This is a genomic window from Scopulibacillus daqui, from assembly GCF_016908855.1.
In the GTDB taxonomy this organism is placed as follows: domain Bacteria; phylum Bacillota; class Bacilli; order Bacillales; family Sporolactobacillaceae; genus Scopulibacillus_A; species Scopulibacillus_A daqui.
Map to the genome: position 1 here is coordinate 72128 of NZ_JAFBER010000008.1, position 17896 is coordinate 90023.

At 41.3% G+C, this 17896-nt stretch carries 19 protein-coding genes, 3 riboswitches and 1 other annotated feature; of the genes, 3 read left to right on the plus strand and 16 right to left on the minus strand.

The window, feature by feature from the left end; all coding sequences use genetic code 11:
- The first annotated feature begins 117 nt into the window (after nucleotides 1-117).
- Nucleotides 118-648, plus strand: coding sequence for a spore coat protein GerQ (gerQ, locus tag JOD45_RS07935; RefSeq protein ID WP_205003355.1), 531 nt, complete (start codon nucleotides 118-120; stop codon nucleotides 646-648).
- Here gerQ and JOD45_RS16755 read toward each other — a convergent pair.
- Together JOD45_RS16755 and JOD45_RS07940 are read right to left on the minus strand one after the other, a co-directional pair.
- Complete coding sequence (locus tag JOD45_RS16755; RefSeq protein WP_275583935.1) at nucleotides 639-770, minus strand: hypothetical protein; 132 nt, start codon at nucleotides 768-770, stop codon at nucleotides 639-641. The genes gerQ and JOD45_RS16755 overlap by 10 nt on opposite strands.
- A 143-nt stretch (nucleotides 771-913) precedes the next feature.
- Nucleotides 914-2401 (minus strand): oligopeptide:H+ symporter, encoded by a 1488-nt coding sequence (locus tag JOD45_RS07940; protein WP_205003398.1) that lies wholly within the window; start codon nucleotides 2399-2401, stop codon nucleotides 914-916.
- A gap of 314 nt (nucleotides 2402-2715) precedes the next feature.
- Between JOD45_RS07940 and dctA the strand changes: the two genes are divergently transcribed.
- Nucleotides 2716-3984: a C4-dicarboxylate transporter DctA gene (gene dctA / locus JOD45_RS07945; RefSeq protein WP_205003356.1), complete on the plus strand. Its 1269-nt coding sequence runs from the start codon at nucleotides 2716-2718 to the stop codon at nucleotides 3982-3984.
- Nucleotides 3985-4036: 52 nt separating this feature from the next.
- Here dctA and JOD45_RS07950 read toward each other — a convergent pair whose 3' ends face one another.
- The 11 genes from JOD45_RS07950 to fni all read right to left on the minus strand — a co-directional run bounded on the left by JOD45_RS07950 (nucleotide 4037) and on the right by fni (nucleotide 13944).
- Nucleotides 4037-4414 (minus strand): DUF423 domain-containing protein, encoded by a 378-nt coding sequence (locus JOD45_RS07950; protein WP_205003357.1) that lies wholly within the window; start codon nucleotides 4412-4414, stop codon nucleotides 4037-4039.
- Between the two features lie 145 nt (nucleotides 4415-4559).
- On the minus strand, nucleotides 4560-4844 hold the full coding sequence (locus JOD45_RS07955) for a hypothetical protein (protein WP_205003358.1): 285 nt from the start codon (nucleotides 4842-4844) through the stop codon (nucleotides 4560-4562).
- A gap of 211 nt (nucleotides 4845-5055) precedes the next feature.
- Nucleotides 5056-5463 (minus strand): DUF1499 domain-containing protein, encoded by a 408-nt coding sequence (locus JOD45_RS07960; RefSeq protein WP_205003359.1) that lies wholly within the window; start codon nucleotides 5461-5463, stop codon nucleotides 5056-5058.
- A 94-nt stretch (nucleotides 5464-5557) separates the two neighbouring features.
- Nucleotides 5558-6400: a formate dehydrogenase accessory sulfurtransferase FdhD gene (gene fdhD / locus JOD45_RS07965; RefSeq protein ID WP_420825887.1), complete on the minus strand. Its 843-nt coding sequence runs from the start codon at nucleotides 6398-6400 to the stop codon at nucleotides 5558-5560.
- Nucleotides 6355-6729: an SLAP domain-containing protein gene (locus JOD45_RS07970; RefSeq protein WP_205003360.1), complete on the minus strand. Its 375-nt coding sequence runs from the start codon at nucleotides 6727-6729 to the stop codon at nucleotides 6355-6357. The genes fdhD and JOD45_RS07970 overlap by 46 nt, the downstream gene beginning before the upstream one ends.
- Before the next feature lie 69 nt (nucleotides 6730-6798).
- On the minus strand, nucleotides 6799-7509 hold the full coding sequence (locus JOD45_RS07975; protein WP_205003361.1) for a TerC family protein: 711 nt from the start codon (nucleotides 7507-7509) through the stop codon (nucleotides 6799-6801).
- 111 nt (nucleotides 7510-7620) lie between these two features.
- The gene (locus JOD45_RS07980) at nucleotides 7621-8490 is read right to left on the minus strand and encodes an NAD(P)-dependent oxidoreductase (protein WP_205003362.1); all 870 of its coding nucleotides are present in this window, start codon (nucleotides 8488-8490) and stop codon (nucleotides 7621-7623) included.
- A 51-nt stretch (nucleotides 8491-8541) separates the two neighbouring features.
- Nucleotides 8542-10017, minus strand: a complete 1476-nt coding sequence (locus tag JOD45_RS07985; RefSeq protein WP_205003363.1) for an amino acid permease — start codon at nucleotides 10015-10017, stop codon at nucleotides 8542-8544.
- 102 nt (nucleotides 10018-10119) lie between these two features.
- Nucleotides 10120-10340 (minus strand) — a binding site (T-box leader).
- A 105-nt stretch (nucleotides 10341-10445) separates the two neighbouring features.
- Nucleotides 10446-11906 (minus strand): amino acid permease, encoded by a 1461-nt coding sequence (locus JOD45_RS07990; RefSeq protein WP_275583936.1) that lies wholly within the window; start codon nucleotides 11904-11906, stop codon nucleotides 10446-10448.
- A gap of 125 nt (nucleotides 11907-12031) precedes the next feature.
- Nucleotides 12032-12217: riboswitch (Lysine riboswitch) on the minus strand.
- Between the two features lie 247 nt (nucleotides 12218-12464).
- Nucleotides 12465-12827 carry a DUF4383 domain-containing protein gene (locus JOD45_RS07995; RefSeq protein WP_205003365.1) on the minus strand — a complete coding sequence of 121 codons (363 nt, stop codon included), beginning with the start codon at nucleotides 12825-12827 and terminating at the stop codon, nucleotides 12465-12467.
- Nucleotides 12828-12900: 73 nt separating this feature from the next.
- Nucleotides 12901-13944 carry a type 2 isopentenyl-diphosphate Delta-isomerase gene (gene fni, locus JOD45_RS08000; protein WP_205003366.1) on the minus strand — a complete coding sequence of 348 codons (1044 nt, stop codon included), beginning with the start codon at nucleotides 13942-13944 and terminating at the stop codon, nucleotides 12901-12903.
- Between the two features lie 329 nt (nucleotides 13945-14273).
- Between fni and JOD45_RS08005 the strand changes: the two genes are divergently transcribed.
- Entirely contained in the window at nucleotides 14274-14441 is a 168-nt protein-coding gene (locus JOD45_RS08005) for a hypothetical protein (protein ID WP_205003367.1), read from the plus strand.
- A gap of 117 nt (nucleotides 14442-14558) precedes the next feature.
- Here JOD45_RS08005 and JOD45_RS08010 read toward each other — a convergent pair whose 3' ends face one another.
- From JOD45_RS08010 to JOD45_RS08020, 3 genes are all read right to left on the minus strand, one after another.
- On the minus strand, nucleotides 14559-15146 hold the full coding sequence (locus JOD45_RS08010) for a cob(I)yrinic acid a,c-diamide adenosyltransferase (protein ID WP_205003368.1): 588 nt from the start codon (nucleotides 15144-15146) through the stop codon (nucleotides 14559-14561).
- 461 nt (nucleotides 15147-15607) lie between these two features.
- Complete coding sequence (locus JOD45_RS08015; RefSeq protein ID WP_205003369.1) at nucleotides 15608-16171, minus strand: cobyric acid synthase; 564 nt, start codon at nucleotides 16169-16171, stop codon at nucleotides 15608-15610.
- The gene (locus JOD45_RS08020; protein ID WP_205003400.1) at nucleotides 16155-17087 is read right to left on the minus strand and encodes an ABC transporter substrate-binding protein; all 933 of its coding nucleotides are present in this window, start codon (nucleotides 17085-17087) and stop codon (nucleotides 16155-16157) included. The genes JOD45_RS08015 and JOD45_RS08020 overlap by 17 nt, the downstream gene beginning before the upstream one ends.
- Nucleotides 17088-17273: 186 nt before the next feature.
- Nucleotides 17274-17484: riboswitch (cobalamin riboswitch) on the minus strand.
- A gap of 246 nt (nucleotides 17485-17730) precedes the next feature.
- Nucleotides 17731-17836: riboswitch (SAM riboswitch) on the plus strand.
- Nucleotides 17837-17896: the final 60 nt, after the last annotated feature.

Genomic DNA, 17896 nt, shown 5'->3' on the forward strand with positions numbered 1-17896 from the left:
GATTTTTTTTTGTCATAAATAAGCCCCCCTGTCATAAAAATGTTCATAGAGTTGAATGTGAGTATTAAGTGAAGGCAAACAACCGTTATCCACTTTGAAAAATAAGGAGTGAATGTCATGAATTATCAACCATCATCCCCTTACGGAAGCTGGCCTTACGGTTCCTCGGCTTACCCGGGAGGCGACAGCTTTGGCCCTCCTGTGCGAGCTGAGACTCATGGACCATATCCGAGTGCAGGAATGATGCCAAGCTCCCAATATCAAGGCGGACAAATGACACAAGGCGGTCCGCCAAGCCCTGGTTATCAAGGAGCGCAGCCGCCGGGCGTATCCTATGCCGGTCCAGGAGGCCAAGGAGCTTTGCCATATGCCGGCGCAACACCTTCAGCCGTCATACCAACCACCGAACAATCATTTATTGAAAATATTTTAAGACTTAACTTAGAAAAAGTCGCATCTGTATATTGTACCTTTGAAAACAACAAAGAATGGAATGCTAAAGTCTTCCGCGGTGAAGTAGAGGCTGCCGGACGCGACCACGTGATTATTAATGACACCAATACAGGCACACGTTATTTGATTCCAATGGTCTATGTAGACTACGTTACTTTCCAAGGCCCTATGAACTATTCTTATCCTTATGAATAAATAAAGCTCAACAGCCGCCATATAACCGCTTGTAAATGATTGACTTGATCATATGAATGTTCGCGTTTAAACAGTTTCTTTTTTTCCGCAAATAACCAAATGGTCAAATTTTTCACATCCATACGGTCTTATTTATGAGCCGCCGTTCACATTTATGGCGGTTTTTATTTTCTTTCGTTCGGGGATCCGTTCATTCATTGAGCGAACCTTTAATATAATAAAAAGGCATAAACGAAGCAATATCCGTTCATGCCTTTACCGTTAATTAATTTAATCCGCGCATGAGCTTGTGAATTTTTGGCGCAACAAATAAAAGAATAATGCCTAACAGCACTCCGATTGCCCCGATAGTGCCGAAATAGGTGATTTCTGTATGGCTATTATATAATGGGGTGATTTTTGCATTAATCGCTTGTCCTGTTGCATTGGATAAAAACCACAAACTCATGGTTTGCGCCGAAAATGCGGCAGGTGCAAGCTTTGTTGTGACCGATAATCCTACCGGGGATAAGCACAGCTCGCCAAATGTAACAAGCAAGAAACTCAGCACAAGCCAAAGCGGGCTGACCAAATGATCTGTCCCATACATGATTGCCGGCACTAGCAAAATTAAGAAAGATATGCCGGATAAAATTAACCCCAGCGAAAATTTATTAGGCGTAACGGGTTGACGTTTCCCAAGCTTTAACCACAATAGTGCAAAAATTGGCGAAAAAATAATGATAAATACTGGATTTAGAGACTGGAACCAAGAAGAAGGAATATGAAAGCCCCATAAATCCAATTGTGTCCTGTTATCCGCGTAGATGGCCAAAATAACAGAGCCTTGTTCTTGAATAGACCAAAACATAACAGAAGCTATAAACAGCGGGATATAAGCCAAAAGACGCGATCTTTCTTCAGCTGTTGTTTTCTTGCTGACCAGCATCACAACAAAATAACAGATCGGAATCACAATGCCTAATATACTAATCAGGTTAGTGAACGCTTTAACCGTCAATGTATGTGTGACATAACCGACAGCGGCTAAAACAATAATGATAGCTGCACCTATCAAAAATCTGGCTAACACTTTTTTGCGTTCTTCTGGTTTAAGAGGATTGGCCACCCTTTGCCCGGCATCTCCAAGGCTTCTTCTCCCGGTGATGACGTAGAAAATAAGGCCAAGCGCCATGCCGACGGCTGCGGTTGCAAATCCTAAATGATAATTGACCTTTTGGCCCAATGTACCAGTAATATAAGGCGCAATGAAGGCTCCCAAGTTAATGCCCATATAGAAAATGCTAAAGCCGGAATCCCTGCGAGTGTCTTCTTTACTATATAAATCTCCGACAACTTTAGAAACGTTTGGTTTTAATAAGCCAGTTCCTAAAACAATAAAGAACATTGAAACAAATAGGGCGGTAAGCCCTGCTGGAAAGGAGAGCGCTATATGCCCCGTCATAATTAAGACGCCGCCCCAGAAAATAGTGTGCCTGTTGCCCAGCAGACGATCGGCAATCCAGCCCCCAATCATTCCTGACATATAGACAAGGGAGCCATAGACTGACATTATGGCGGCCGCGGTTCCTTGATCTATGCCTAAACCGCCGTTTGAAAGTTTATCATACATATAGTAGATAAGAAGAGCCTTCATACCATAATAGGAAAATCGTTCCCACAATTCCGTTGAAAATAAGGTGAATAATCCGCGGGGATGTCCTAAAAAACCGGTTTCCGGTGTTTTTTTAAATTTCTGATCATTAGAAGTCACGTACAAGTACTGCTACCTCCCTTTACACTGGTGAATAAATTTTTCAGATTTGGGATTAAGAGATTTTTTACTGCGTTTCTAGAATTTTGAAACTTGACAGACAACAATAAAATCTATAAAAATTCCCGCCCTATTTACCATTATAAATTATTTAAACTTAATGTAAATAATAGTTTACATTGTTAAGTAAAAAATGAGTTATTCAAGAAAAATTCAAAATAAATGTTCACAAATTTGTAAGAAAGCGCTATCATTATTTCAGAGCTGTATTTGATTAACGCTTTGATTATGTACAGTGAGGGGGGAGTTTCTTTATGAAGAAATTGCTGAAGCATTTAACGTTTCAAGTCATTGCCGCTATTATATTAGGCATTATTGTCGGACTGATATGGCCTGGGTTCGCCCAGCACTTGGATGTTCTTGGGAATACATTTATTAATGCTGTTAAAATGGTCATTGCCCCTATTATTTTCCTGACCTTGGTGCTTGGCATTGCCAAAATGGGCGATATGAAAAAGGTTGGCAAAGTCGGCGGCAAAGCCATTATTTATTTTGAGGTTGTAACGACGATTGCGCTTATTATCGGACTCATCGTTGTTAACATTGTCAACCCTGGAAAAGGCATCGATCCTCATAAAATACCAAAAGGCGATGTATCGCAGTTTACGTCAGGCGGAGGAGACAAAATTAACTGGATTGACTTTTTTGCTCATATTGTACCGTCTAATGTATTTGATGCTTTCACCAAAGGCGACATTTTACAAATTTTGTTTTTTGCCATTTTATTCGGTATTGGATTGTCGGCACTCGGGAAGCGAGGACAGCCGATTATTGATTTGTTTGATAGATTGTTGGACGTTTTCTTTAAAATTATCAATTATGTCATGAAAGCGGCTCCTATCGGCGCATTTGGCGCTATGTCATATACGATCGGCAAGTTCGGTCTGGAAACAGTCGGACCTTTAGCAAAAGTCATGATTTGTATGTATGTCACAATGATATTATTTGTGTTTATTGTTCTGGGTACTATTTGTAAACTATACGGTTTTAGCTTATGGACTTATTTAAAATATATTAAGGATGAAATTCTCATTGTCCTTGGTACAAGTTCATCTGAATCTGTCCTGCCAAGAATGATGGATAAAATGGAGCGGTTCGGCTGTCCAAAATCTGTTGTCGGCCTGACTATTCCGATGGGCTATTCTTTCAATCTTGACGGCACGTGCATTTATTTGACAATGGCAACCGTATTCCTTGCCCAAGTCTTTCATGTTCCGCTCAGCTTAGAACAACAACTGTTGATTATCCTTATTCTTATGCTGACATCAAAAGGCGCCGCAGCAGTGACCGGCGGGGGTTTCATCGTCCTTGCCTCTACGCTTTCTGCTTTGCATGTCATTCCAATAGCCGGCTTAGGATTGCTGCTGGGCATTGACCGCTTCATGAGTGAAGCCCGCGCTATCGTCAACTTAATCGGAAACGGCATTGCTGCTATTGTTGTATCAAAAAGCGAAAAAGAATTTGACGAAACGAAACATCGAAATGTTGCATTGGCTTTAAAATCCGGTAAAAAAGCTTCTTAACATACCAAGAAAAAGGCACGTGTGCTTCTGTAAAACACACGTGCCTTTTTCCCTATCCTTTAATAAAAGCGATAATAACCAATAACCAACTGACAAGAAAGGCAACTCCGCCAATAGGCGTAATCGGACCGAATGCAGATATTTGAGTGGTGCTGAGCATATAAAGACTTCCAGAAAACAGTATGATGCCAATAAGCATGATCCAACCCGCCCAATTTAGGAGCGAAGATTGACCTTGGAAAGCCGTCATTGAAAGAATCCCCACTATAATTAAGCCAATGGCGTGCATCATTTGATATTGAACGCCTGTTTCGAACACACTGAGATGCTGTTCGCCGATTTTCGCTTTCAAAATATGGGCGCCGAAAGCACCAAGTGCTACGGAAAGAAAAGCTAAGGCGCTTCCCAAAATAATAAAGAGCTTGGACATCACTTCTCTCACCCTTCTGTATAGGTACTTTAGTTTGGCCGCATATTCATCATATCATATTCTTTCCAATTTAATCCCGCCAAGCTCTGCAAATTCACAAAAATGAAAGAAAAACGATATATTTATAAGGCCGTCCAAGACGGCCTTATCTGCTTTGTAAATGAAAGCTGAGGATTTCCTTAAGCTTTTCCGGATGACGGCTGGTGTAAATATGATAATAATCGCCATCACAGACAGCTTTGTAAGATGAAAATCCATGTTCAGCCAAAAAGTCATTTATATCATCAATCGTTTCATTTCCACTAAACAATTTTTTCATACCGACAAATTCGCCATTTACATAAACATCATATCTGTCTTTTTTGTCAAAAAAAGTATTCCAATCATCTGTTTGGAAATCTTCTATAAAAGGTGTATCATCTAATGACATAAAGAATACTCCTTTCATTTACAATTTAACCTCCCATCCCATGAATATTAGTGTTAATCTCTGGCACTTGCCTCGAAAAAATTGGTATGAGAGATATATGCTTTTTTTAGACAGACTATGAATAGATTTATGTAAATGATACAAAAAAAGCCGTTCTCAATAAGAGAACAGCTGTGAGTGATGCATCTCAATTTAACTGCAAATGAGCATTTTATTCATTTTCCGGAACAGCTTCCAGAAATCGGGCAACAACCGATTGCATCCACCTTTTATTTGCTCCGAAATCGGCAAACCCTACCCGCGACACTGAACGAAAATGAATTTCCTTTTGCTGATCATCAAAATAAAATTCAGCATCATGATAAAACTCTAAAATAGGCGTTCTAAATTCAACATATATATATTGATCAGCCTGCTCTTTAATTTCAGTCTTAGGCAATGATTTTATCGTATGAATGAGCAATTCCTTTGCCTGTGAAAGCGTGAGTGATTGATAAGAAATCGGAAGCATTTTACGATTCAAGTCCGGGTGTTCCGTGGAAACACAGTTGAACTTTCTAGGACATGGGGCAAGCTTGCCTTCATGTATCCCCAATAGACTATTTTTTTCTTTCGCCATGTCTTTTCATCATCCTTACCGCAAGCTCGTAATGGGTTCTGGAAACATAACTAATTATAGTTCTCAAGCCCTGCAATGGTCAATGAACTTAACTTTATTGACATATTATCCTGTCAGAATGTGTATATACATTCATCTTGCTTTCCCGAATAAATCCCGCCACTGTGATATTAAGATCTACAGCTGTTTTTAACGCTAAATCTGTCGGCGCTGATTTCGACAATAAGATCCCGATGCCCATTTTTGACACCTTCAACAGTACTTCTGAAGATATACGGCCGCTGAACGCAATAACGCAGTCTTTAACATTTAATTGATTTGTTAATATGTAGCCAAATAATTTATCCAATGCGTTATGGCGGCCTATATCTGTCCTTGCTGCAATAATTTTATCCGGGTGGCAAAGCGCAGCGTTATGAACGCCGCCCGTTTCAAAAAATATTTCGGAACGGGCATTCAAGGCTTTCATTAACCGGAAACACTGTTCTTGAGTTATCTTTGTCTTTGACATCACTGTTTTGGCGGTTGCTGCATCGGTTTTAAAATAAAATTGCCGGCTTTTTCCGCAGCAAGATCCGATCAACCGTTTCGACATATCAGAAGGAGCTATGGGTTGAGGATTTTTCAGTTCGACATAGATAAACCCTTGATTTTCATTTATTGACATAGATTGAACATCTTCAATGGTACGAATAACGCCTTCAGACGCTAAAAAACCGACGGCAAGTTCTCGAACATCCGCCGGAGAGCAAACCAATGTTGCAAATTCTTGCCCATTAAGGATAACTGTAAGCGGCACTTCTCGAGCGATCGATTCTTCTTCTTGGATGATTCGATGATTAACGATTTTTTTTAAAGGCCACTTGCTTATCAGCGGTTTATTCATAGCAATCACCTTTTCAGGTCCAGATGCCAATCTGAGAACTCTGGTTCGCATAGAATACAATGCTTTGGAAATATAAATGTCCACGGCATACTCGTATACGCCGGCAGATCCAATTGATAATCCGCAAAGTGAAATTCAGCCACTTTTCGATTCTTTTCACAGTACATCAGCGTAAATGGCAGCGACACTTGATTTTGAGTGAAATTCTCAATTAAAACTGTAGCTAAAATATCTTGTTGATAATTTTTTGCGACACGAATATTTTGGAAAGTAAGTTCATCACTTCCCCGGCTTCTCCGAAAAATCATTTCTACCAAATGACGATCTGTTTCAGACAGGGCCTTTTTCCACTTTTCATGTAACAATAACTGCTGCTTCATTTTTATTCACAGCCCCCTCATATAAAAATTGAGGACCAGCTGTGATGCTAGTCCCATATGAGCTTATAATTAATGATTTTCTTGGAGTTTAGGATGCTTTTTCTTCTTTCTATTTTCGTTCTTCATCTTTCTTCTCTTATTTAAAAGCAAGCCGGCGGCGACAACAACAACTGCCAAGGTCAACTCAAGAAATTTATCATAAGGGAATCCTTGATTAATAAACCATTGGTCAACCGCTTCATCACCTAAGATCATTTCACCGGAAGTGTAGCCAAGCAGTGCTGCGCCAATTATAACAATGATAGGGAAACGGTTCATCAACTTCATAAGAAGCTTGCTTCCCCATACAATGAGCGGAATGCTGACAGCTAACCCGACTATAATAAGAAAAATATTATTATGGGCGGCTCCTGCGACTGCAACAACATTATCTAAGCTCATGACAAAATCCGCCACAACAATCGTCCGGATGGCACCCCAAATATTTGAACTTGCTTTAAGGTCTGTATCTTCTTCTTCGATTAATAAGTTAATGGCCATATATATTAATAATATTCCGCCGATAATCTTTACAAACGGAATTTCCAGCAGCCATACAGCCGCAAAAGTAAGCGCGATTCTTAAAATAATTGCGCCAAAGCTGCCCCAGAAAATCGCTTTATTTTGCTGTCCGCTAGGCAAATTGCGGCAAGCTAATGCAATCACAACAGCATTATCGCCGCTTAACACAACGTTTATTAGAATAATCTCTAATAAACCGAGGATAAATGAGCCGTCCAATCACAACATCTCCTGTATAAATACTATCTAAAGTATAACCCCAATACTTGTCCGTTTCAAATATCCAATAAAAAAGCCCCGATGATCATCAGCAATCATCGGGGGATCCGGTTAAGATTGATATAATTTATATAATGCTTGCGTGCCGCTGTCTTCTTCTCCCATGGCTGCAAGTTGTTCATAAAGGGATTTTGCCAGTTCAAGACCAGGCGTCATCATCCCCATTTCTTTTGCCGAATTCAGGGCAATGGTTATATCTTTAATAAGGTGCTTAACGTAAAAACCTGGTTCAAAATCGCCTTTCAGCATTCTCGGACCTAGATTAGACAATGACCAGCTGCCGGCCGCTCCGGCGGTAATGCTTTTTAATACTTGATTTTCATCCAAGCCGGCCTTCTTAGCATATACCAGGGCTTCACAAACACCTATCATGTTAGAAGCTATCGTTATTTGGTTGCACATCTTCGTATGCTGGCCAGCGCCGGCCCGCCCTTGGTATACAATATTTTCTCCAATGATGCGAAATATCGGAAGCATCTCATTAAAATCGGCTTCATCGCCGCCGGCCATAATCGACAATGTGCCTTGTTCTGCCCCGATATCCCCTCCTGATACCGGCGCATCTAACGCATGAATCTCTTTCTTCTTTGCTTCCTGATATATTTTCTCAGCGAGTTTCGGAGAAGATGTCGTCATATCAATAACGAAGCTCCCCGGCTTTGCATGATCTAAAATGCCGTTATTAAAATAAACTTCTTCGACATCCTTTGGATAGCCAACCATCGTTATAATAATATCCGATGCTTCTGCAAGAGACTTTACAGCAGGAAACCATTCAGCGCCATTTTCTACTAAAGAATGGGCTTTTTCCTTTGTGCGGTTATAGACATTGACATGATAGCCGGCAGACATGAGTTGTCCTGCCATGCCTTTCCCCATGACGCCAGTACCGATCAAACCTATTTTTAAGCGATGATTCAAGAACTTCCCCTCCCACTTATATGTCGTATAAAAAATGAACCCTATTATCTTTTACAGATATTCATATGGATCAATCTTGCATTCCTTTAATGGGATGACTTTTGTTTTCCTGACAATTTTATAGCCAAACCATAAGACAAGGAAGAGCGGGATACCGAGATAGGCGACAATAAGATTCATCCAATCTATATGTCCTCCAAGGAAAGCTTGGTAGTCCTGTGCGAGCAAGATAATCAAACATACAGCGAACCCAAATATCGGTCCGAACGGATACCATTTTGCACGGTATGGCAAGTCATTAACATCATATCCCTGAGCAACATAGGCCTTGCGGAAACGATAATGGCTGACGGCAATGCCAATCCAAAATATAAATCCTGTAACCCCCGCAGCATTTAATAACCAATTATAGATGGCGCCGTCACCGTATACAGAAGCTAGAAAAGCCAATGCGCCGATGATGGCTGTAGCCATGAGCGACCAAACCGGCACGCCGCGTTTGTTTAATTTAGCAAATATCTTCGGCGCCTGGCCGTCCTTCGCCATTGCATATAACATCCGCGTTGAAGCATAAAGGCTTGAATTGCCGGCTGAAAGAACTGCCGTTAAGATAACAGCATTCATCACCGAAGCCGCGAAGGCGAGTCCAGCTTTTTTGAATACTAGAGTGAACGGGCTGACCATGACACTTTCGCTCATTAGGCTCTTGTTGGTATATGGGACAATTAAACCAATCACAAGAATCGCCAAAACGTAAAAGAGCAGAATCCGCCAGAAGACGCTGCGAATCGCGCGCGGAACATTTTCCCTTGGGTTTTCACTCTCTCCTGCCGCAACACCTACTAATTCTGTACCCTGAAATGAAAATCCTGCCGCTAAGAAAATGGCAAATACTGCTGAAGCTCCCCCGTGAAACGGCGCGTCACCCATTGTAAAATTTTTAAAGCCGGCAGTGTGTCCATTTATAATGCCAAAAATCATTAATAAACCAACAATAATAAAAATAATAACAGTCGCTACTTTAATAAAGGCAAACCAATATTCGCCTTCACCGTAACCTTTAACGGAAAGGTAATTGATAGCAAACATGATCACCAAGAATAACCCGCTCCATAATAAAGATGGGCTGTGAGGGAACCAAAATTTCATGACGAGAGCCGCGGCGGACAACTCAGTAGCTAAAGTTATCGCCCAGCTGTACCAATAATTCCAGCCAAGCGCAAAACCAAGCGAAGGATCGATAAACCGCGTGGCATACGTACTAAATGAACCGCTTGTCGGCATAAAAGCTGCCAATTCGCCCAAACTGGTCATGATAAAATAGACCATAACACCGATAAGAATATAGGCTAATAACGCTCCGCCGGGACCAGCCGTGTGTATGGCAGTGCCGCTTCCAAGGAATAGTCCTGTACCGATTGAACCGCCTAAAGAAATCATAGTAAGATGCCGGGCTTTCAACCCCCTCTTTAGTTCAGTTGAAGAAGCGGATGGTGTCTGCTGAATATCGTTCGCTTGCTTCGTCATACCTTTCACCCCTTTGTCAATCAATTTATTTTACGTCTAGTATAGTTTTTTATGATCATAGTAAGTTATACAAGTTGATAAAATAAAAAATCCGCCTCTTCATTAAGAGACGGATTTTCCGCGGTGCCACTCTAATAGTCCTTCAAACTGAAGAACCTCTTTTATCTGATAACGGGATGCCCCGGCAAATTCTAGTAAACATCATCATGTCGTTCAAACTGCTTCTCGAAAGTGCGGTTCATTATTTTCTAGCACCAGGCTTCCACCATCCCCGGCTCGCTAAGGCATCAAAAAATAACTACTCTCTTTCTCATCGAATGCTTTATATATGAAACGTTTTTTTCTTCAGTTGTTTAAGATATTTAAAGTATAAAACAAATTCTTTTTTTGTCAACTGAATATTAATGTCACATCATTCCATTTAGAACTTAGTCTATTTTTGATTCAAAGTCACATTCCTTAAGAGGAATGACTTTTGTTTTTTTAATAAACTTATATCCCAGCCAAATCACTAAGAAGATCGGTATGCCGATATATGAAACAAATATCCCTTTCCAATCAATATGTCCGCCGAGAAAAGCATTATAATTCTGCCCGATGACAACAATCATACAAACAACAAAGGCAAATATCGGTCCAAATGGAAACCATTTAGCACGATACGGCAAGTCATTTAAATCGCGTCCTTGGGCAACATAAGCTTTCCTGAATCGATAATGACTGACGGCAATGCCCAGCCAAGCTATAAATCCAGATAGCCCGGAAATATTCAGGAGCCACGTATAAACGATGCCGTCTCCGAAAATGGACGCAAGAAAGGCAAATGCGCCAATTAAAGCAGTAATGATAAGCGCCCAGACCGGCACGCCGCGTTTGTTAACTTTTGTTAGAAAACGGGGGGCTTTTCCCTCTTTGGCCAGCGCATAAAGCATACGTGTTGATGCATATAGTCCAGAGTTCCCCGCCGACAATACAGCAGTTAAAATAACCGCGTTCATCACGGATGCCGCAAAAGCAAGCCCCGCTTTTTTAAAGACTAGAGTAAACGGGCTGACCATAACGTTTTCGCTTGCCAGACTTTTATTCGTATAAGGAATAATTAAGCTGATGACCAAAATCGATAATATATAGAACAACAGTATGCGCCAAAAAACACTTTTCATTGCCCGGGGAACAGTTTTTTCGGGATCTGCACTTTCACCGGCGCTGACACCTAAAAGTTCAGTGCCCTGGAAGGAGAACCCCGCAGCTAAGAAGATGCCGAAGGTTGCCAAGATCCCGCCGTGAAACGGCGCATCACCGATTGTAAAGTTTTTCAAACCTACTGTGTCGCTGTGAAAAATCCCGAGGATCATTAATATGCCGACAATAAGAAAGATAATAACAGTCGCTACTTTTACAAAGGCGAACCAATATTCGGACTCGCCGTAGGATTTAACAGATAAATAGTTAAGAATAAAAATAATAGCTAAAAACAAAGCACTCCATAATATAGATGGGCTGTGCGGAAACCAAAATTTCATAACCAGCGTCGCCGCAGAAAGTTCCGCTGCAATAGTAATAGCCCAGTTAAACCAATAATTCCATCCTAACGCAAAACCAAAGGCCGGATCGACAAATCTCGCAGCATAAGTGCTGAAAGAACCGCTCGTCGGCATATAAGCGGCAAGTTCTCCTAAGCTGGTCATGAGAAAATATACCATAATACCGATAATAAGATACGCTGTCAGCGCACCGCCGGGTCCGGCCGAATGAACCGCACCGCCGCTTGCCAAGAAAATGCCGGTGCCAAGAGCTCCGCCCAGTGAAATCATCGTTAAGTGCCGAGCTTTCAGTCCTCTTTTTAACTCATTTGATTCATTTTCGGGTTGACTATCATCCATTAACATCATTTGACTCTCCTTTTCCTTTAGAAGGTGTTCAAATTGAACACACACTTTTAAACTCTGGGAAGGAGAAGGGTAAAAAAATACCGCCGAAGCTCTCGACGGTATCGAAGACCCTCATCATACCTTCCATCGATAGCTCAACACGCGGGTATTGCCCGCGTGACAGTTCTGTCCCTATTCGGTAACAGCCCCAGCCTGTCCAGTAAGAGAAACCTGAACAAACTTCGGCGATTTTTCCTTTCATGCAGATTCATAAACTTCTCTTTGTCTCCTCTGCATTACTCATAAAAACCGCGACCTCTACCTCACCTTACTTATATGATGAGGATTTTATATCTATTCAATTAAGAATATATTGGTGCCTTAATATTAGCCGGCATATATCTAAATGTTTAATAGCAAGATCTTTTAATATCATAACATAGAGAAGTTTATTTTTAAAAGGGTTAATATAAAATGGGATGCATTCCCAAACAAAGGCAGATTTCAAGGGATATATCTCAATCATCAACAAAAGCCTCTTCTCAAGATGAGAAAGAGGCCAGCCAGATTATTTTATTACATAGAAGTATCTTTGGTTTTATTTCTTGTAAGGCCAGCTGATTTAAAGCCGGCAAACAATAAGACGCAAGCTATAATGAAATGCATAATTGTATCGGCCGGAAGCAGCCTCATACCCATCATGTTTTGGGTAAATAGACCCGCCAAAAACATCAGCAGGTAAAGACCGCCGAAGACTTTTGCGGATAATGAGCTGCGCGCTTCGCTGCTCGTGCTCAACAGCATAATGAGACCAGAAAGCAAATGCACCATATTGTGGTTTAACGTTAGTGAGAAAAGCCCTTCAAACGGAACAAAATATCCGACAATGCCAATGACAAGAAATATAAAGCCTATTAAACGCACAGTATGCGTTGCCATAAATATTCACCTCTTTCGAAAAAGATTGCTAAACTAACATTTTAATCACAATCCTTTCCAATAAGGGCGGCTTTTAAACAATCTTTTTTATAAGAGGAGTTGATTTCAGCGATGCTATATTCTTAACGCCGATGCCAAACATTGCAATTTTAAGTTCCATTTCAATTCGTTCAAGGGTCTGGTCAAGGGCTTCTTCAGATTCGGCGGCATCCCGTAAAATCGATCTGCCAAACCCCGCCAGGTCAGCACCCAATGCTATGGCTTTTGCAGCATCAACGCCTGTTGACAGCCCTCCGCTTGCAATCAATGTTTTTTTGCTTTCAGAGATATGCTCCCGCACACTGACAATACATTCCGAAGTAGGAATGCCCCAATCATAGAATGCTTCAGCAGCCTGAATGCGGATAGGATCTTTTGAACGAAACTTTTCAACTTGAATCCAAGACGTTCCGCCCGCGCCTGCAACATCAACAAATGACACACCGGATTCAAACAATTGCTTAGCCAGCTGTCCGTTAATGCCCATACCTACTTCCTTAATGCCTACAGGAACTCCAAGGGCCATACAAATATTTTCAATCTTTTCCAGTAAATGACTAAAGTCTGTATCACCTTCTGTTTGAAAGACTTCTTGCATGCTGTTAAGGTGCAGCACAAGTGCATCCGCTTGTACAATATCTACAGTACGGCGGCACTCATCTATGCCATATCCTTTATTTAATTGAACGGCACCCAGGTTTGCAAAAATCGGGATAGACGGTGCCGCTTTCCTCATATTGTATGTATAAGAAAGCTCGGGGTTTTCAAAAGCGGCACGGACAGAGCCGGTACCGACCGCCCAGCCTCTTTTTTCAGCTGCGGCAGCCAAATTTAAATTAATTTTCCAAGCTCTTTCCGTTCCGCCGGTCATCGAACTCAGCACGAGGGGCGCTTTCATTTTTTTGTTTAAAAATGCCGTTGAAATATCGATATCGTTAAAATTAATTTCCGGCAACGCTTGATGAATGAACCGATAATTTTCCAATCCGGTCGTTATCCCCCGCCCTGACACTTGTTTCGTCAAAGCAATGTCTATATGTTCAGATTTCCTTTTCTCCGTTGAATGATGGTTTGTCAAAGCAATAACTCCTTTATGTACAAAACTTAACTCATATATATTTTTTGCATCTAAGGGGCTTGTTAACCGTATACGAGCTATATATCCCAATATATCACATGTGTAAGTATCATTATGATCAATGATTGAACGCGCGTCTCAATAAATCTTATTTTTTATGTATAAATCTATGAAACTTGGCCAGACTATAACTACAACGGTTTTCCCCCGCCGTTCAATATACATTCTTTTGGGCTAATCAACAGCCCTCTTTTTTTTTGCCTTTATTAATTAAATAGGGTCATGATGAATTTGGGACAGAGGTTAGAGGGTTTCCGAAAAGCCATTCTATGATGAGTGAAACTATGAAAAATGAAGGCCTTGGAAGGATTATAACTATTGAAACTGCCGGGATTTTAAACAGCAGAGAAATCCCGGCATCAACCGTTATCAATCAGCAGAAGCGAAAAATCTATAACGTATCAAAGCAAACTTCCTTTTCAGGGGCGATAAAATAAGAACCTCAGGGGATGCAGCAAAATATGCTTATTCCAAATGATTTAATGTCAGCTGTGTTAAAAAAGCGGTTCGGTACCTTTCACTAAAAACAAATGTTTTTCTGCCCGGCGCTTCGCTTAATATTCCTTATCCTTTCGTTTGCCGTCCCTGAACACTTTAGCGCTGCGAACGTATTCAACATCTTTGACATTTAACCTGAAATTAATGACTCTGGCTAAGGCAAAGAAGTAATCCGATAACCGGTTAATATAAGCGAGTACTAACGGCGGCGCTTCATCGCTCGTCTTCATTAATTTAACGATCAAGCGTTCTGCACGCCTTGTCACTGTTCTTGCAATATGAATCGTTGCCGCTGCGCTTGTGCCGCCGGGAAGAATAAACCGCTCGACATCAGGCGCTTCTTCAATAAATTGATCAATTCGTTTTTCCAATTCATCAATAGATTCCTTTTTTAGCTTATAAACACGATGGGACGTTACATTGGCTAAATCACCGCCGCAATCAAACAATTCATGCTGAATGCTTTCAAGATCTGCTAATACATCCTGAAATCGCTCTCTATCAAGCTCTGTCATCGCCTTGCCGACAAAGCTGTTCACTTCATCAATAGTGCCATAAGCTTCAACACGGACATCATCCTTGTCAACCCTTCCGCCGATCAGCCCTGTTTTCCCTTTATCGCCGGTTCGAGTATAAATTTTCATTTGATCACCTCTTGTCTATTTATATCCTTAAATTTGCTGCGGGTTCCAAATCAGACCACATTGACTCTAGCCCGCTTTTCGCTGCATTTTGGCAACGCCAGCCGCCTATAATTTGCAATATCTTTCTATTCTCCGTAAGCCGCTCCCTCTCAATCGCCAAATTGACTCTCTCTTAACTGTTTCGACACAATTCATTTATTTCCTGGGAAAGAGGCAGCTGTCTCTTTATAACGCTAATCGCTTGTGAAGCAAGATTAGGACTCGGGACATTTAAATGGATGCCTAAATGCCAGACGCTTATCCCGATCCCGATATGAGAAAAAGGCAGCGCTCACATCAAACCAACCGTTAATGAACTTGAATAACCCGACGGATATTTCTATTGCTGAGGTTAATGGCTTGATGAATGGGAAATGCCGTAAAAACACAAGCCGATGATTATCGCTCAAGCCATTTTTTCGTCAAATGTTCTCCCTTTTGACAGCCAAATCGATTAAATAATCAATATCTAAATGAGCTTCTGCATGTCTTGCCAGCTGATCAAATGAATTTTCACCCGATCGGCGAGACTGATGATACGGACGCTCCGGCAAGCCGTTTTTCTTGCGGAGCTTGTTCAGCCATACTGTCCGCCATTCATCATTATGAAATAGATGATGAAAATAAGTGCCGATGATTCTCCCCTGATCAATACAAACGCCATCAGTTTTGCCGGCTTCTAACAACACAAAGGGAGTCCCAGTCATATTGGCATCAAGCGGATCTGTTCTGCCGAGATGAACCTCATAACCTTCAATAGGGACGGCCGGCAACCCTGTTTTGGGATGCACAGCCCCTGTTGACCTGATGGTTCTTTTATTTAGTTGAAAGCGGGTGACAGCTGGAATAAGTCCCAAACCATGAACCTTTTTATTTATCTCCCCTGTATCTGTTCCGGCTTCATCAATAAGCTGCTCACACAACATTTGATAACCGCCGCAAATACCGGCGGCCGTTTCTAAGCCGGGCTTATTTCTTAAATGCATCAGGGTAAATCACTTGTGCCATTTGTTCTAAGCCGTCCACTAATCGCGGCCCAGGACGATTCACAAGATCACTGTTCACACTATAGACTTGCTTGTTTTTAACCGCTGCCACGTTGCCCCATCCTGAACGTTTCAACAAGTTCTTAACAGCACTTTTTTGATCGTATGTTGCTAAAATAACATCCGGGTTTTCCTTAACAATAGATTCATCTGATAACTTGACCCAGCCTTTTTTGTCAGCAGCAATATTTTTCGCATGAATGAGATTCAGCATTTCATTCATGAAGGTGCCTTGACCGGCCGTATAAATATCCGGTGCCGGAGAAATCTCAATATAGACTTTTTTCTCTTTATCTTTTGGCACTTTATTCGCCTTTTCTTTAATAGACGCCACTTTGGCTTTCATATCGCTGATGATTTGATCGGCCTTATGGCTTGTCCCTGTCGCCTTTCCAATCATTTGAATAGATTGATAGACTTGATTAAAGCTTTCCGCATCATTGACAATAAGGACTGGAATACCCGCTTCGCGAAGCTGCTTTATACCGTCACGGCTGCTGTTCGCTGACGAGGCATGGGCTAAGACGAGATCTGGTTTCAATGAGATAATCTTTTCTACATTCATTTTTTGGCCGCCGATTTTAGTCTTTTTAAGAGCGGCTTTAGGATAATTATCAAAATCGGACACACCGACAATTTGCTTGCCTAGACCTAAATCAAAGGCAATTTCCGTATTGCTCGGAATGATTGAAACAATTCTTTTCGGCTTATGCTTAATCGTTACGTTTTCGCCAAGGCCATCTTTGATCGTTACCGGAAAGGCCGTTTGTTCTTGTTTTGGCCCTTGACTGCTTTTATCGGCCTTTTGATCCTGATTTGTTGTTCCGCATCCGGCTAATACGCCAAGGATGACCATCAATGTTAAGAAAAATGCCAGCAATCTTTTTTTCACTGAAATCCCTCCTATTTTCTTTTAAAGACATGAAAAAAACATCTCCCTGCTTACCGGAGATGTGCCGTGTGTTTTAAACAGAAGAAAATCCGATTATCATCAGACCATGCGCCCTGTTCTAAACAACACCTCCCCTATCCGCGTAGGCCATTGGTGTTCTGAAATCAGGCAGGTCTCCTGGCTCATGGTCATCGCAGCCTAAACCTTCCCATATGGCGCTCAATAATGACTAAGCGCTTATCATACAGTGGCGTTCTTAGACTGCTTCCCATTCACAGTGGCGGGACCGCGCTGGATTTTCACCAAACTTCCCTTTTAAGCTCCAAGCAAAGCATGGAGCACCTGATCTCATAACCTATGTACTTGTTCAGCTTATTTTCTATTATACTAGATTTCCCAGCACTTTATATATTTCTCTTAACTTTTTTAAAACAGATAAGAAATAAGTATGAAAGACAATAAATCTTTTTGAACATGAAAATTTTTCCATTGACAATCCGGCTTAAACGCTTTATTGTAAGATAGTAAAAATGAAATCATCATTTGTTTTCAAGCAGAAAAAGCAAGTCACTTTCTTCTAACTTTTTGAATATCTTAACAATTCATCTTCTTATCAAGAGAGACAGAGGGACTGGCCCGATGAAGTCTCGGCAGCGGACTCCATAGAGAGTGCTGTGCCAAATCCAGCAAGCTCAAGGCTTGGAAGATAAGAAGAGTGTTTCTTATATACTTTATAAGACCTCTTCTTATTGGCAAGATGAGGTCTTTTTTAT